Genomic DNA, 14,043 nt, shown 5'->3' with positions numbered 1-14,043 from the left:
TTATGATTATCACGCTTTATATTACGGGAAGAATGGATGTTGATGAAAACAACGGCCTCAGAGCCTCACGAGGTCAGAGCACAGTTTCGCGCCGGGGTGGTTGCCTGCTTTCCGACGATCCCCGGCTACTGGAGTATTGGTTTTGCCGCCGGAGCCATCGGCACACTTTCTGGTTTTACCACTCTGCAAACGGCGCTGCTAGCCAGCCTGCTGTACGCCGGGTCGGCACAGTTTTTGTTCTACTCGCTATGGGCCGCGGGCGCGGAAGTGGCGTCGGTGGTGGTCAGCGTTCTGCTGGTTAACCTGCGCTATCTGCTGATGAGTTCGGCGATGAGCGTCTTCTTTCGCGAGCACACCACGGTACAAAAAATCCTCAGCGGCCTACTGCTGACCGACGAAACCTTTGGCGTGGCGGTGCAGTACGGCGGCACGCACGGTAAAGTCCCGTTCGCCTGGATGCTGGGGATTAACGTCGCCGCGTGGCTGAACTGGATCCTCGCCTGCATCGTCGGCGCCGGTCTGGCCTCAGCGCTGCCGCCCGCGCTGATGGAAGGATTGAGCTTTAGCCTTGTCTCCATGTTTATCGGCCTGGTGCTGATGCTGTGGTTCGCCAGTCGTCGTCGGCTACTGGAGACTGTTGCTATCGCCGTCTCCGTGTTGATTACGCTGTTAATGACCGGGCATACCGACACCAGCGTGGTGGTGATTGTTGCCGCGTCCGTTTCCGCAACCCTTGCCACGCTGGGGCTGCGCTTGTTCGCGAAGGGAGAACAATAAAATGGAACGCAATATTCTGCTCGCCATTATTGCCTCGGCGGCGGTGACCGCCCTGATGCGGACCGTGCCGGTTCTTCTGCTGTCGCGCTTTCGCATGCCGCCTGCGCTACAGCAGTGGCTCAGCTTTATCCCGGCCGCCATTATGTCGGCTATTATCGCCGCAGAGCTTATCGGCAAACCGGCGCTCACGTCCGGCGGACTGAGCATTTCGCTGCTCGCGGCGGCAGCGGCGACGCTTGTCGGCATACTCAGCCGCAGCCTGTTTGCCACGGTGATTGCCGGAATGGTGGCTTTTACCGGGCTCAGTTTCCTCCTCTCCTGATGCAACATGGCGTTCTGCTGTTGGCAGAACGCCATGTTACGGTCAGTTTACTCCGCAGCCGGCGTTTTCACCCGCACGCCAGCCAGCACCACCATCATCGCCACCACCAGCAGCACGCCGCTGGCGGTAAAGACGCCGCTGGCACCGTTCAGGTCGAAGACCAGCCCGCCCCCTGCCGCGCCAGCGCTGATGGCCAGCTGAATGGAGGCCACCAGCAGACCGCCTGCGCTCTCGGCTTCATCCGGTACCGTGGTGGCAAGCCAGGTAGACCAGCCTACCGGCACCAGGCCGAAGGCAAATCCCCACAGACTCACCAGCAGACCGTCCAGCAGCGCCAGATGACCGAAGGCGACCATCATCCACGCCAGAATCCCCATGGCAAACGGTACCAGCGCCAGCGTCAGACGCAGGTTGCGCGCCAGCAGATGTCCGGCGATGGATGTGCCGACGAAGTTCGCGATGCCAAAACCCAGTAAAATCAGCGAAATGGTTTCCACGCTTGCCTGACCGACCGTTTCGAGGAACGGACGCAGGTAGGTGAAGAAGGCAAAATGGCCGCTGAAGATAAAAATGGTCGCCAGCAACCCGCCCACCATACCCGGACGGCGCAGCACTTTAAACAACGTGCCAAGGCTCGCGCCGCTGTCCGGGCGCATGGACGGCAACACCCATAGCTGCCACAGCAGCGCCAGCGCGCCGGGCACTACGCAAAGAATAAAAACGTTACGCCAGCCAATCAGGCTACCGAGAAAGCTGCCGAGCGGTGCGGCGACCACGGTGGCAATTGACACACCGGCAAAGATAATCGACAGCGCTTTTGGCACATCGCTCGCCGGCACCAGCCGCATCGCGGTCGCCGTCGACATCGCCCAGAAGCCGCCAATCGCCACGCCCAGCAGCAGTCGACCTAATAGCAGCACGTGCAGCGACGGCGCAAACGCCACCAGCAGGCTGGAGACAATCTGCAGCAGGGTAAAGAACATCAGCACCCAGCGACGGTCGATACTTTTGGTGGCCGACGTAATCAGCAGCCCGGTCACCAACGCCACCAGCGCGGTCGCCGTCACCGTTTGCCCGGCGATACCTTCGCTCACGCCGAGGCTTGCCGCCATCGGCGTGAGCAGGCTGGCCGGTAAAAACTCGGCGGTAATCAAACCGAAAACCCCCAGCCCAAGCGACCATACGGCACGCCAGGCGGGTTTGGCCGGGGCTAAAGACCCGCTTTCAGCGACGCATGAATTCATCTGTTACTCTCCCGTTATGAAAATGTGATATCTGTCGCAAAGCATAGAAAGTTCCGCCTGGACGATCTATGACATATAATCTCCAATTATTGATAATTCGTCCGGAGTTGCGACTGTGAGCCACCATGCCCCCGATTTAATCAGTGAACTGCTGCGTGGAATGCGCCTGTCCGGCGTCAAATATCGCCGTATAGAAGCCAGCGCGCCCTTTGGCGTGGCTTTCGGTCAGGCAGCGGGCAAAGCGCAGTTTCACTTTGTCAGCCAGGGGCCTGCGCTCTTAAAGACAGAGAGCGGCGCGCGCTTCGAGCTACAGAGCGGAGATGCGCTGTTTATTCCCAACGGCAATGCCCACGCGCTGCTGTCGGATGATCACGCCATCGTGACGTCACTCGCCGACTTTCCCAGCGAGCCGATTTGCAGTTCAGTGTGCGATATTCACTGCCAGCCCTGCCCCGACGGCGGCAACGTGGTTATATTCAGTGGATGTATGGATTTCGATCTTGGCGGCATGCAGCCGCTGGTCAAAGCAATGCCAGAAGTGATGATGGTGAGCCGACTGATGTCGACCTGGCCGGAAATCCACCCCTTGCTTTCCGCCATGGAGCGCGAATCTCAGGGGCGTCAGGTGGGGTTTGCCGGGATCCTTGCCCGGCTCGCGGATGTTGTGGCGGCGCTCATCGTCCGCGGCTGGGTGGAAGCAGGCTGCGGCAAGGCAACCGGTTGGATTCAGGTACTGCGCGATCCGCGCCTCAGCCGCGCCATCTACGCGATGCATCAGCAGCCCGGCATCAACTGGAGCGTGGCGGACTTAGCCAAAGAAGCCGGTACCTCGCGCTCGGTGTTCGCTGAACGCTTCCTGTCCGCAACCGGCACCACGCCGGCTAAATACCTGGGCGAACTGCGCATGCGGCTGGCGGTGCAGTATATCGGCCAGGAGCAGCAGGCCATTGAGACCGTGGCGCTCAAACTCGGCTATAGCTCAGTGGCCGCGTTCAGTCGGGCATTTAAACGCGTTGTCGGCCATTCGCCGGGGGCACTACGCGAAAACAGTGAGATCGCGTCCGAGGTATAATTGCCACGTTCGGCCATAAAAATAAACGTGAGGGTATCCGTTAGTATTTTACCGTCAATATGGCCGCGCGCGAGTCGCTTGAATTATTTGCATCATGAATAAATATCGCCTTGATGACCGAATAAAAAACCTTACTATTTCGTATTTCCAACTTATTCATAACATCTCGTTTAATGGCGCTAATTCGTTTCTCTGAACGACCGGTAATGCGCGTCAACAGTTCAGGTTTTATGCCCATGCTTAATGACAGTAAAATAAACAGTTCATTATCCGATAGTGCAAAAGAGAGTGACTTCGCCGTCTCGGCGCTCGGTACCGGAGAATATATATCAATCAGCATTTCGCTATGATTGTTTTTAATGTTATAGACCACCAGTCCGCAGGCGTGACGGAGCAGATAGCCGATAATCAGCGGAGAGACGACCTCTGTCAGTACCATGATGTTTTTACAGGAAAAAAGAGGCGCATCCTGGGCCAACCGCTGCACTGACAAGGTCATATCCTGGTCGTTAAGAATGATAATAAAATCAAGTGTGACGTGCCCTATTCGATAAACTCGCGCCGCCTCCTGGGTTGGCGTAAGAAGCTGCTGGACACACAGATTCAGAAAGGCATCATTGCTGTAACTCACCACCTCCATAATATCCACTCCCTCGGATACCGACTTTATAATTAAAAACCCTAACGATTATGAAATGTCATTTCAACGAAATTAAAGTCCATAATTGGACTACCTGCTTTATATATGCAATATATATTCTCACGTATTACGAAGAGATTCGTCCTGGACTCATAGAAAACGAGAATAAGCATAAAATATCAATCACTCATTTTTCTGACGCATGCTATACTTTACGCATATTATTCATTGAGAAATAAGTCATGTCGCAATCAGATGATTCGTCTCGTTCATTACATGCATTCGAGTTTAGTCAAAAAACGAAACCCCTTAAGGCAATTATGGCGCTGCATACCATTCTGGCGCCATTTGGCAGCGCATTTACGTTAAGTCCACCCGCCAAAATGTTGCTCAGTAATGATAGAGAAACGGCTTTTATTGTGTTGGTCACGACCGGCTGCTTTTCTGTTAGCCATGCTCAGGTTGATTTGCATATGGCAACGGTGTTTGCGCCAACCGTTGTAGGGCTTATCGATGGCTATAGTCTGTATTACGATGTGCAGGCCAGGCCGCAGCACTACATTCGTGCGGAAACCGAATGTACCGGCTGGATTATTCCGCTGGATACCTTCGTCGAGAAGTGCGATGAATTTAATCTCTGGCATGACATTGCGCGGATCCTCGCCCAGCGCGTGATGGTGATGAGCGCTCGCGACAGCGAAATGGTTGGCAATGATGCCTACAGTAAAATCCGCTCGCTGCTCATTGAACTGTGGCTCTACCCGGAAGACATTCGACGACAGATTAAGGTCTCTTCCTTTATTCAGCGACGCACTCGAATCTCCCGCAGCCGAATAATGGATGTGCTCGCCGAATTAAAAAAAGGCCATTATATTGAAGTGCAATCAGGAGTTCTGGTTTATATGGATAAATTACCGACCGCATTCTAATGATGATCAAACCGAGCGTCTTCGGTAAATATCCTTGCAGCTTCTGTTTTTAACGTTTTGCCGGCAAACGTTGTTCCCAGGAACAGATTGACGTTAATAAGATTATCGTACATATCTGCATCGACCCACGTCGTCAGCCAGTCATTTCCCTGGCGAATAAATTCTGTCAGCGCAGCCCGATCGCCTGTCGATTGATATCGCACTATCTGCGCCAGCGCCCGATCTTGCCTGACGCGCGCAATCCCCAACCCGCTCTCGCGCATTGCCAGCACCTCAACCTCATAGCGCTGTGGATGGCGTTCAAAACCAGTTAAAAGATTTTGCTGACGAAGGGTCAGCGCAACCACGCCCGACAGCGCCAGGCACACGACAACCACCCCGGCGCTGAGCAACGGCAGCGCAGGGTGTGTTGTTTTGTGGGCTGGCTGACGGTACCCTGCCGCCATTCCGGTCAACATGACTAACAACAACCAGTGTACCGCCGACTGATAAAATGGATATTCCACCTGTGAATGCAACAACAGCGGTAAGATGCAGCACAATAGCGCCAGCGAGCGACGCCGCTTCGCGCCGAGGAATATCACCATGCCAGCATAAATCTCGCACGCCAGCCCCAGTAGGGCGACCATCCCCCCTTCCACCCACCAGTAGAGTATTTCATTGTGCGGATGCGGGATAACCAGCCGACCGTTATCAATCGGATGTAGCCGATCGGCAATAAAGTGGCTGAAGCTCCAAAGAAAGCCCCCATCACCCCAGCCTCGCCACGGATGCAGCAAGATCATGCTCCAGGTTTCACGCAGAATCATCCATCGCTGGAGATTCGAACCATGATGCGCGTTCAGCACGTCCAGCAGCGAATCCGGCATGGCCAACGCCCCTGTCGCCACGCCGACCAGGGGCGCAAATAGCATCGCCAGCCGTTTTACTGGCGTGACGAGCCGCCAGTGAAGGCCCACCATACCGGTATAGACGCATAACGCGCTGAGCCAACCGATTCGCGAGCCTATTTCGGTCAGCGCCGAGAAGATAGCCACCAGCGCAACACAAGCCGACGCCAGACGCAGAGCCTCAAGACGCCGACGTGCAAGGCGAAACCTCGCGGAACCCAGGAGAAAAAGCCATATCGCCCCACCGCAGGCCAGAAAAGAGGCCGTAACGTTACGCTGCTGAAAAACGCCGACATTACCGGGATTGGCCGCCAGTATCTGTTGCTCAAACTCGGGCAGTACGCCACGCCAGTGCAGGCCGGCAAGGCTATAAGCCGTTTGCATCAGGGCCGCAGCGGCAACCAGATACAACAATGTTTGCTGCTGCTGCACGTTAAACCGGCACTGCGCAAACAGCACCAGCAATAACATCCCTACCCATAGCCCGGCAAAGCGCGGCAGCGCGTCAAGCAGCCAGGTCTGATGCGGGCACCACGCCAGGGGCAGAGTCATCAGCAACGCGCCCGCCAGCATCGGTATCATCCCCGGCGGCAAAACAATGCCCGTTGAAAGCAGGCCTGGCCACCCCACGCCCAGCACCACCAACATGATGAGCCATACCCACAGCGTGGTGGGCAGCTCGCTGCCGCTACCGCCCATATTGGGGATCACGGCATGCATTGCCCCCAGATAGATGATCGCCAGCAGGCCCACAATCATCCACGATGCACGACGCGCCAGCTTACGCTTATCGCTAGCCATGGTGTTATCTCAACGCCTGTTGCCACACGGGCATGACCCGGCCATAGTCATTGATGGTTTGCCATTGCGCCAGACAGCGGCCGGTGGCCGGGCAGCCGGATGTCGTCACGCGGGTAAATGGCGCTACCATCCCGGCGTTATTGACCGGCCGACCATTGAGTTGAAGATGAAAGAGCGTCACGTAATACGGCGTAGGATTGCGGACCCATACCTGCGCGCCGTCACGTTGCCACTCGAGTTGGCGATAGGCATCCTCTTCGCGTCCCTTCAGCCCCACCGGGCGATAAAAGAGCTTCATACGGCTACGAATCGCCACCTGAAGCGAGTTGGGCGAGGGCTTACCCTGCGTTTGCGGAATGCTGGCAACGCTGAGCCAGAACAGACTTTCACGATCGTCCGGCAGGTCTCCGCCGGTACGTATAATGCGAATCATATTGCTGCGCCCCGCCGCCAGGGGAAACAACGGCGGCGTGGTCATAAACGGCACCTGGCCGCTGGCCTGGCCCTGCGCATCAAGCACTTTTGACAGCAGCAGAAAACGCTGCTGCGAGGTGTTATTGACCGTAAAAGTGATGCTCGTTTTGTCGGCATTGAAGATAAAGCGAGTTCCCTCTACCACCACGCCAGCCTGCGCGTACCAGCAGGTACAAGCCGCTATCCATAACGCTATCCATTTGATCATCAGCATCCCGCCTTATTGCCACGTCAGCGTAAAGGTGGCGGTAGCATTCGCCGCGCCGCTGGTCACGCTGCCCGCGGTCGACAAATAGCGGGCGTAAAAGATAAAGGTGTTGTCGGCAAGCGTCGGGTCGATAGGGAAAGTTGCCGATGCTTTATTCAGCGGCAATCGGCTGTGGTCCGCGCTTTGCAGCTCGATGCCAATACCGCCGGCGGCCTCGGCGCCATCCAGCGCCAGCAGTTGCGGATCGGCCCTATCTGCCGCCCCCGTAAAGGTGAAATCCACCCCGCTGGCGGCCGCGCCGCATTTTTGCAGGTCAATCACAAAGGCGACGGGCTGAGAGCCGCTGCCCTTTGCCGAAAACTGTTTGTCGGGAATATCGCCCAAAGGCACGCTTTGCGCCTGCGATTGCGGTGCGACAATGCAGGTATTCGCCTGAATTGTACCGCTGACATACACCTGACCGTCATGGGCCAGCACCGGGAGACTGCTGAGTAGCAGCATACCCACGAGAAGAGAACGATTTTTCATTACTGATAGCTCAGGTCAAAGTACATGACCGACGACGCGTTACCGGCGGTCACCGGGATCTTCGTCGCCTTGTAGCGCAAGAAAAAGGTCAGCGTATTGTTATCGCCCTCTTTTAAAGGCTGACTCTCGCTGTCGGCGTTGATCGCCACGCTGTTTTTATTCGCATCAAGGATTTCCACGCCCACACCTGTAGCCATCCCGCCGCTCCCCGAGGTGTCAGAAAGCGCCAGCAGCTTATTGTTATCGTTATCGGGCGTGCCGCTGAACTTCACCGTCGCGCCGCTGATACCGCTGCTGCAGTTGTTCAGCCGAATCAGCAGATCCGCTGTCGGTGAAACATCACCTACCGTGGTAAACAATGTGCTGGCGAAATTGCCGATAAAAATTGTCTGCAGCGTATCCGCGGTTTCCACATCGCAGGTCGACGCAATCACCGTGCCGCTCATGTCGATCTCGACGCCGTTATCTGAGGCGTGAGCGACGGGCATCATCATGCTTAACGCCAGCAGCCCTATTCTCCGTTTGCTCATCATTCCCCCTAGTTAAAATCGACCACGATATACGCCTGCGCATGGAACACCCCTTGCTGTGGTTTGTTGCCGGTAGCGCTGATGGGGAAAACGGTGAACGGAACCGTCGCCGCATAGTTCTCCAGTTGGAAAGGGATCGTTCCGGTGTTGGGCGTAATCACGTTGCCGAGAATATCGGTGAACTGCACGGCGATATCTTTATTGTCGGTGGCGATAGCCGACGGTTCATTGCTGTCCGCCTGCCCCTGAAAGCGAAAGCTCAGACTGGCCATCTCAGAAATGCCGCCTGCGCACTTAACCGGCACCTGCTCGGCAATCGGGGTAAAACCTGACGGCTTTTGCCCTTTGGTTTTAAAGTTGCCCGAAGCGATATTGCCAAAGTTGATGGTGATAACCTGGTTACCGTTGACCTCACAGCTTTGCGGTACCGTGATGGAGCCGCTAAATGAGATGGTGTAAACCGGCGTGCCAAACGGCGAGCTGTTAGTCCGGTTTACGTAGACGTTGAACAGATGCGTCTGCGGGATGGTGACGTTGCCAACAAACGGTTTGGCAATTTTAATCTGCAGCGTGATGTTGGAGTCGGAGACCGGAAAATGACAGCCGTTGGAGACACAGTTATCCTGCCCCATCCGCGCATAGTTAGTCGGAGCATAAACGTCGCCCGCCACCGCATCCGTTACCCTTAGCGCCCCTTCCAGATAATCGTTCAGCGACAGATATTTCCAGTTCCCTGATGTCTCCACCACCGGATAATTCGAGACATAAGATCGATAGGTGTAGTTGCTGGTCTCGCCAAATGTCTTCGGACACACGGCATTCATATGAATATCGCCGGAACGCACGACCTGGGTGGTTTTGCCCGCCACGTTAGTATCGGCATTCAGCGAGGTCGAGACGTCAAAGTTCTCGTTCTGCGTTGAGCCAGACGCGTTGGTACAGCTGTCGGACGAGCCAGCGTACGCCGTATTCATCGCGACAACGCACATTAAGCAGAACGCTATTTTTAAAACGTATTTCATGGTGGTTTCCCAAAAACTAGCGGCAGGTTGCCGTCAGGCGGTTAAATTCCGTCATCTGCTCAGCAGAAAGCTGATAATGTGCGGAGCAACGTTTGGCGGCATCTTCGCCCCACTGCACCGTCAACGAACCGGACGACGGCAAGCCGGAGAGATAGACCTGACCGTCATCCCCCACCAGGCTACTGAGTGGGCTATCGTCGAGCGTGACCGTCGAACCAAACGGCACCGGTTTTTGATTTTTCAGCAGCGTTATCAGCGCGCGAGCCCCCACGTGGGCCTGAAACTCGGCACGCACTAATGCCCCTTGCGTCGGCACCACGTTGACCACCGCATCATCAATATCGACGTTGCTCCCCATTGAGTTGGTATCGAGCGCGACGCGATTCTGCCGATAGGTCGTGGCGTAGGGCACCACCGCGTAGCCGCGCCAGTCGGTTTTAATTCCGGTGGTATTTTCCAGCTCAACGCCCGCCGCGCCCGGAGCCTTCACCAGAATGTTGGTGTCTCCCAGCGGCTGACTTAACGTGACACCGTCACGATGCACCACGACGCCGCCGCTCATCCCGTAGTTCCGCTGGTGATAACCGTCGCTGTAGTTGTATCCCGCTTTCAGGTTGCCATAGGTTCCCTGGTAGTTCAGGCTGGCGTTACCGCTGTCACCCGTACCGTGGTTGGCGTAGCTCTCCTGGACGTTATAGCTGAGGTTGTTTTCAGCCAGCAGCGTACCGTTAACCCCGGCGGTTTGTGACGTTTTGCCGTGGCGATCGGTGCTCATGTTATAAGACGCATTCAGCGAGTTGGCGGCGTGATACATATCGGCATTGCCGCTGGATAGCCATTCGCCGAGCGGCAGTGACAGCGTAAACGCGTAGACCTGGTCGGCTTCGCTCTCACCCGGTGAACGGTCATAGTTCCAGGTCAGTCCAAAGGAAATATCGTTCCAGGTACCGTTGTAGCCCACCTGAATCAATCTGTCGGTTTCATCGGTATGCCAGTAGCTTTGCTCGGAACCGGTGACAAACAGCGAGCCGTGCTCGCCCACCGTCTGCGAGATATTGAGCTGGACCTTACCCTTTTTGGTGTAATAGAGATTGTAAAAATCGGTCCATTCCGGCTTATCCTGCTGACCGTCATGATCGTCATCCTGGCCGCTGTCGTCACCGGTATACCCCTCCATATGACGATAGGTGGTTTCATCAAGGGTATAAAATCCCTGCGTCGAGTAGCGATACCCTAATAGCTGGAAGTTGGTGCCCAGCGAGTTCAGCGCTTTGGCATACAGGAAACGAACGGACTGCCCTTCATGCTGGCTACCGTCAATCAGCGTGCTATTGGCCTGGGTTACATCAACCGATAGCGCCCCGACATCGCCCATATTCAGCCCCAGTCCCAGCGCAAATGCCCGATAATCATCGCTAGCCTGGCTGCCGCCATAGGCGGTGAACCCCTTTGGAAGGCCCCAAATTAGCGTTCCCTGGGCAAAATTCACCTCTTCCTGCTGATCGTTGCTGCTGCGATATTTCCCTGCGGTAAGGGCATATTTGAGGCGCCCTTCGCGCTGCAACAGCGGTACGGCCGAATAAGGCACGCTGTAGCTGTTCTCGCTGCCATCGGTTTCCTGTACCGTCACCAGCAGATCGCCGCTGGACGAGGTGGGATACAAATCGGTAATCGCAAAGGCGCCGGGCGAGACGTAGGTTTGATAAATAACATAGCCGTTCTGCTTGATAGTGACTTTGGCATTACTGCGCGCGATGCCGCGCACCGTCGGCGCAAAGCCTTTCAGGCTATCGGGCAGCATATTATCGTCCGAGACTAGCTGTACGCCGCGAAAACTCAGGGAGTCAAACACGTCGGAGGGGGTATAGCTCTCGCCCAGCGTCATTTCCGCTTTTAACGGGATAATCGTCCGTTCTGCGTAGGTACTGATATGCTGCCACGAGTTCTGCGTACTGCCCTCGCCGTGGCTGTAGTTCCACGTCGAATAGTCGCGCAAACGCCAGGCCCCCAGATTGAGGCCGCTCTGCAAATTGAGATAATCGCTATCCTGGTGGCTGGTACCGCCGCTGCTGCTGCCGGAAAAATCATAGTTCAGCGTCAGGGCGTTAATCCCCTGATCCCACTGCTCCGGCGGAATATAGCCGCGCGCGCTTTGCTTCATACCGGCCTGCGGAATACTGATCTCGAGCTTCTGGTGTTCGAAGTCAAAGCGGGTGCTGGCGTCTGGAATAGCGGCAAACGGCACGCAGCTGTCTTTCGGCAGCGCTTTCAACGCCGGAAACGCATTTTTATTCAGCCCCATCGCCTCCAGGCGGGCAAGCGTAAAACAGGGCGTCAGGCCAGTATCATCCTGGCTCTTTTTGTCGGCCTGAAAAGTGACATCTTCGCTAGCGACAAACTGCTGGTTCACCGAAATATCAACGCGATATTTACCCGGTGCCTGTCCGTTGCTATTTTCAAAACGCGAGAGATCCGCCACCGCCGAACTGTCGCCGGAAAGGAAAGCGGGATTGAAGTAGTTATCCGCGCAGGCCATAGAAGGCGTGCCGCCCAGCGCGATCGGCAAAATAAAGAGGTAGCGTTGTTTATACTCCAACCACGCTTGTACGGAAATACGAATACGGAATGCCATTATTTTGCCGACCTGTCCCGGTAATTATTCCATCACTGCATTTTGTTTTGGCGTATTCGCCCCGTAGTCATTCACCGTCTGGAAAGTAATCTGACCGTGAGCGTTATGTGGGACAGATACCGTACTTTGCCCCATTGGGGGAACCATCGTAGCGGGCAGCTCGGCGGCACCGTCCATCAGCTGTACCAGCGTGATGTAATACGGCGTCGGATTTTTGACAATCAGCTGCGTGCCTGACTGATGAAAACGCAGGTGGTCCGGCGCGTCAGCAGACTTCATGGCCAACCCTGTCGGGCGGATAAACATTTTGATGCGATTCAGCACCGCAATTTGCAGGGTATTCTTATTCTGTGAATCTTTGCTCGCCGCCGGAATCGCCTTCACGTTCATCCAGTAAAGACTTTCACGATCTTTAGGTAACGCATTCTGCTGGCCGATAAACATCACCCGGAGCGTATTTTCTTTCTGCGGTTTAATCACAAATAGCGGCGGCGTGACGACAAAATCGCTGCTTTTATGGCTATCGGCATTCTCAACCCAGGACTGAATTAAAAACACGCCCTTACCGTCGGTATTATTCACCGATAGTGAGATCTGCTCGCTCCCCTGCGGATAAATAACGCGAGTGGATCCCAGAGCAATACCGCCATAATCAGCGGCGTGCGCTAGCGGGGATAGCGTGATAAACGTTAACGCCGTCAACAGTGCGCGGGTACGAGAATAAATGAACATGATTTACCTATAAAAATACGGCCGCCGCAGCGGGAAATTACATGTAGGTCAGCGTGAACCAGGTTTGCGCGTCAGCCTCGCCGGGCGAAACATTGGCCGCCGTTGCCCTGTATTTGGCGATAAAACTCAATACGTTGGTGTCATCCTTCAACGCGGAAAAGCGCTGAGGCTGAGCGTTAGGGATAATCAAATTTCCGGCGCTATCAAATATACCGATACCGACATTCCCTGCGCTGCCTGCGCCGCTGGTCACCGCCAGAACCGTAGGATCCCTGGCATCTGTCACGCCGTTGAAGGCCACGCCGACCTGTTTGCTGATGGTGGTATCGCAATCCTTAAGCACAATGCTGAACGGTTGGGGATTGCCCCAGGTTCCGGTGCCGCTAAAAAGACTGGATCGCACCTGCCCCATTTCGACGGTCTGCGCATCGCTGTGGGTATCCACAACGCAGGCCGCTTCCACTACCGCGCCGATAAAATGAACGTCGCCACCGGGTACGGTGACAACGTGGTGGTGACCTGCCTGTGCAAGCGATGGCAGGCAGGCGATGAACGCAAGCGCAAGGCCCGACGGCATCACTTTCATGACAACCTCCCCAAATCGACATTGCCGTCCATGGCATCGTGGTTCCTGTCCCGATTACTGGTAGGTGACGTTAAACGTCGCCGTTGCGTCCACGTTACCGGCCGCCAGCGTACTGGTCGTCGCGATATAGTCAGCGGAGAAGCTCATGGTGTTATCACCGTCGATGAGCGTCGCCGCTTTGGAGGCTTTGCCGAGGTCCAGCGCGGTCCCATCGGTATCGTAAATCTGAATCCCCACCCCCTGCGCGCCACCTGCGCCAGCCGTGTTATCCAGCACGCTGGAATAGCCTGCCGCTGCGGTTCCGTTAAAGGTGACAGAGGCCTGCGTTGACACATTGGTGTCGCAATCCGTTAGCTTGATGCTGAACGGGGTTTTTTGATTGGCAACGTTACCGGCAGCCGGCGTTTCACCAAACGCGGCAAGGCGTACCTGGCCCATATCCACGGTTTTATTAATGGAGTCTTCCGCTACCGCACAGGCGGCGTTAACCACCGAGCCCGTAAAGTGCACCGATCCCCCGGTTACCGTCGTTGGGCCCGTGGCGCCGCTGCCGCCCATTGATGCCGCCATCGCTGAGCTCCCCACCATCATTAATGCCAGCGCCAGTCCTTTAATCGTAAAATTTTTCATTGCTTATTGCCCTTAATAGTCCAAAC

15 protein-coding genes are annotated in these 14,043 nt (G+C 55.7%); 4 read left to right on the top strand and 11 right to left on the bottom strand.

Annotation, left to right across the window (positions count from 1 at the left end; genetic code table 11):
• Positions 1-36 precede the first annotated feature (36 nt).
• Together ABTW00_RS10055 and ABTW00_RS10050 are read left to right on the top strand one after the other, a co-directional pair.
• Positions 37-777, top strand: coding sequence for an AzlC family ABC transporter permease (locus tag ABTW00_RS10055; protein ID WP_065356744.1), 741 nt, complete (start codon positions 37-39; stop codon positions 775-777).
• Position 778: 1 nt separating this feature from the next.
• Positions 779-1,099, top strand: coding sequence for an AzlD domain-containing protein (locus tag ABTW00_RS10050; protein ID WP_065356745.1), 321 nt, complete (start codon positions 779-781; stop codon positions 1,097-1,099).
• A 47-nt stretch (positions 1,100-1,146) separates the two neighbouring features.
• Here ABTW00_RS10050 and ABTW00_RS10045 read toward each other — a convergent pair whose 3' ends face one another.
• The gene (locus tag ABTW00_RS10045; protein WP_433640498.1) at positions 1,147-2,343 is read right to left on the bottom strand and encodes an MFS transporter; all 1,197 of its coding nucleotides are present in this window, start codon (positions 2,341-2,343) and stop codon (positions 1,147-1,149) included.
• Between the two features lie 160 nt (positions 2,344-2,503).
• On the opposite strand from ABTW00_RS10045, the gene ABTW00_RS10040 reads away from it, so the two are divergent.
• Positions 2,504-3,415: a cupin domain-containing protein gene (locus ABTW00_RS10040; protein WP_433640988.1), complete on the top strand. Its 912-nt coding sequence runs from the start codon at positions 2,504-2,506 to the stop codon at positions 3,413-3,415.
• A 40-nt stretch (positions 3,416-3,455) separates the two neighbouring features.
• On the opposite strand, the gene ABTW00_RS10035 is transcribed toward ABTW00_RS10040, so the two are convergent.
• Positions 3,456-4,055 carry a hypothetical protein gene (locus tag ABTW00_RS10035; RefSeq protein ID WP_433640495.1) on the bottom strand — a complete coding sequence of 200 codons (600 nt, stop codon included), beginning with the start codon at positions 4,053-4,055 and terminating at the stop codon, positions 3,456-3,458.
• A 242-nt stretch (positions 4,056-4,297) separates the two neighbouring features.
• Between ABTW00_RS10035 and ABTW00_RS10030 the strand changes: the two genes are divergently transcribed.
• Positions 4,298-4,984, top strand: a complete 687-nt coding sequence (locus ABTW00_RS10030) for a helix-turn-helix domain-containing protein (RefSeq protein ID WP_065356749.1) — start codon at positions 4,298-4,300, stop codon at positions 4,982-4,984.
• Here ABTW00_RS10030 and ABTW00_RS10025 read toward each other — a convergent pair.
• The 9 genes from ABTW00_RS10025 to ABTW00_RS09985 are packed head-to-tail and all read right to left on the bottom strand — an operon-like array spanning position 4,981 to position 14,017.
• The gene (locus ABTW00_RS10025; protein WP_433640493.1) at positions 4,981-6,675 is read right to left on the bottom strand and encodes a Wzy polymerase domain-containing protein; all 1,695 of its coding nucleotides are present in this window, start codon (positions 6,673-6,675) and stop codon (positions 4,981-4,983) included. The two genes, ABTW00_RS10030 and ABTW00_RS10025, sit on opposite strands and share 4 nt — an antisense overlap.
• Before the next feature lie 4 nt (positions 6,676-6,679).
• On the bottom strand, positions 6,680-7,357 hold the full coding sequence (locus tag ABTW00_RS10020) for a fimbrial biogenesis chaperone (protein ID WP_433640491.1): 678 nt from the start codon (positions 7,355-7,357) through the stop codon (positions 6,680-6,682).
• Positions 7,358-7,369: 12 nt separating this feature from the next.
• Positions 7,370-7,885: a fimbrial protein gene (locus tag ABTW00_RS10015; RefSeq protein WP_064544899.1), complete on the bottom strand. Its 516-nt coding sequence runs from the start codon at positions 7,883-7,885 to the stop codon at positions 7,370-7,372.
• Positions 7,885-8,415, bottom strand: a complete 531-nt coding sequence (locus ABTW00_RS10010; RefSeq protein WP_433640487.1) for a fimbrial protein — start codon at positions 8,413-8,415, stop codon at positions 7,885-7,887. Before ABTW00_RS10010 ends, ABTW00_RS10015 begins: the two co-directional genes overlap by 1 nt.
• Before the next feature lie 8 nt (positions 8,416-8,423).
• On the bottom strand, positions 8,424-9,437 hold the full coding sequence (locus tag ABTW00_RS10005; protein WP_433640484.1) for a fimbrial protein: 1,014 nt from the start codon (positions 9,435-9,437) through the stop codon (positions 8,424-8,426).
• Between the two features lie 16 nt (positions 9,438-9,453).
• Entirely contained in the window at positions 9,454-12,069 is a 2,616-nt protein-coding gene (locus tag ABTW00_RS10000; RefSeq protein WP_433640481.1) for a fimbrial biogenesis usher protein, read from the bottom strand.
• A 24-nt stretch (positions 12,070-12,093) separates the two neighbouring features.
• Positions 12,094-12,801 (bottom strand): fimbria/pilus periplasmic chaperone, encoded by a 708-nt coding sequence (locus ABTW00_RS09995; RefSeq protein WP_433640478.1) that lies wholly within the window; start codon positions 12,799-12,801, stop codon positions 12,094-12,096.
• 37 nt (positions 12,802-12,838) lie between these two features.
• Positions 12,839-13,387 carry a fimbrial protein gene (locus ABTW00_RS09990; RefSeq protein WP_064544893.1) on the bottom strand — a complete coding sequence of 183 codons (549 nt, stop codon included), beginning with the start codon at positions 13,385-13,387 and terminating at the stop codon, positions 12,839-12,841.
• A gap of 54 nt (positions 13,388-13,441) precedes the next feature.
• Positions 13,442-14,017, bottom strand: coding sequence for a fimbrial protein (locus tag ABTW00_RS09985; RefSeq protein WP_064544891.1), 576 nt, complete (start codon positions 14,015-14,017; stop codon positions 13,442-13,444).
• Positions 14,018-14,043 lie beyond the last annotated feature (26 nt).

The organism is Kluyvera georgiana, from assembly GCF_050990895.1.
Classification (GTDB): Bacteria; Pseudomonadota; Gammaproteobacteria; order Enterobacterales; family Enterobacteriaceae; genus Kluyvera; species Kluyvera georgiana.
Note: the sequence above shows the minus strand (reverse complement) of the source record. Positions and strands in the feature narration are given on the sequence as shown.